The following is a 1,637-nucleotide window of genomic DNA, read 5'->3' as shown; positions in this document are numbered from 1 at the left end:
CGGAGTTTTTCAAGTTAGTTGTCGCATCAAGTTAAATTTTATGCCGCCCGCACTTCTTCTTTTTTCTCTGGATTCAAATTTACTTCATTGATCATTGTCCAATTTCGAGACTTTCCTGACCAACGACTTGGATTCTGTAATTTCGCTATTTCATTAACACGATGACGTTCCGCTAGGATCGCTTTATCTAAACCTAAATGACGCTGATTTGGCGTGACAAACTTAATACCGCTATGTAAATGTTCATCGTTGTACCAATCTACAAATCCGTTAACCCATTTCCTTGCGCTCGCGATATCTTCGAAGGCTTTTTCAGGGTATTCTGGGCGATACTTTAATGTTTTAAATAATGACTCAGAATACGGATTATCGTTACTCACAGATGGTCGGCTAAATGAAGGCACAATCCCTAACTCCTGCAATGTCGCTAATAACGTTGCTCCTTTCATTGGACTGCCATTATCTGAGTGCAACGTGACTTGCTCAGGTTTTACCTGCTCTCGCCTGCAAATATCTACCATTAAATCAGCCGCCAGTATGCTTAGTTGTGTGTCATGAACCTGCCAACCAACTATTTTTCGACTATAAATATCCATCACTAAATATAAGTATAAAAACTGACCTTTAACTGCTGTCGGCAAATACGTGATATCCCATGTATAAATTTCGTTTGCACGTGTTGCCTTGAGCGCTTTTGGCTTTTTTATCTTTTTATTTGGTTTTACTTTTTCTCTGTGTGTTAGTAAGTTATGTGATTTCATAACGCGATAAAACGAACTTTCTGATGCTATCCACACACCTTTATCCAATAGTTTAGGGACTATCTTGCAGGGTGGTAAATGCCCGTACTCTATTGAATTAACCGTCTTAATTATACGCTGTTGCTCTAATTCAGTTAGCTTATTAGGTGGTCGTTTTATCGTACTTGTCCGCTTATCTATCATATCTTCAGCTTCAATCCAGCGTTGGATTGTTCTTGTCGTTAAACCAAGTAACTCACATGCTTTTGCTTGCCTTGCCCCTGATTTCTGAGCGTCTTTAATGAGCTTTATCAATTCATGGCGTTCAGTTGAGCTGGTTAATCGTCCTCGTTGAAACCCCAAAGCGCATCTGCTTTTTTTTTGAGTACAAGTAAAGCGGCTGTTTCTGCTAATGCTTTATCTTTACGATTAAGCTCTTTTTGAAGCTGCTTAATTTCTTGTTTGAGCTGCTTGCTGTCTGATTTTACAGGCTTCGTTGCTGGCCCTTTAGCAAAATCTTGCTTCCATTGTTGAATATGATGCGGGTAAAGTCCTTTAGCACGACAATATTCATTAAGAGCTGTTTCATCTAAACTCGCACATTCAATAATGGCGTTGAGCCTGTCTTCTAAGCTCCAGTCATGAGGGCGTTTTTCTGTTGTCATGTGACTACCGTTATTTTTAGTTTCAAGTTCATGGTTTTTAGCAAGTGCAATCCACCGTTGTAGTGTTGAATAGCCGACGCCTAAATCATCAGCAATATCTTCTAGACGAACATCATCACATTGAGATAATGCTTTTTCAACAGCTTGAACTTTAAATTCTTGAGTAAATCGACGTCTCATTTTATCTGCCTCTATTAAAAGTTAGAGGCGACAACTATCCTGACACAGGGGG

At 39.4% G+C, this 1,637-nt stretch carries 1 protein-coding gene; it reads right to left on the bottom strand.

Features of this window, described 5'->3' with window-relative positions; genetic code table 11:
* Positions 1-38 precede the first annotated feature (38 nt).
* Positions 39-1,585 (bottom strand): IS3 family transposase gene (locus H5203_RS22440; RefSeq protein WP_145238773.1). Its coding sequence is split into 2 segments (ribosomal slippage): positions 39-1,126 and positions 1,126-1,585, totalling 1,548 coding nucleotides; the frame shifts between segments, so codons are not numbered across the junction.
* Positions 1,586-1,637 lie beyond the last annotated feature (52 nt).

It is taken from the genome of Pseudoalteromonas sp. SG41-1 (assembly GCF_014164575.1).
Classification (GTDB): Bacteria; Pseudomonadota; Gammaproteobacteria; order Enterobacterales; family Alteromonadaceae; genus Pseudoalteromonas; species Pseudoalteromonas rhizosphaerae.
The sequence above is the reverse complement of the archived record's forward strand: the minus strand, read 5'-3'. Positions and strand labels throughout refer to the sequence as shown.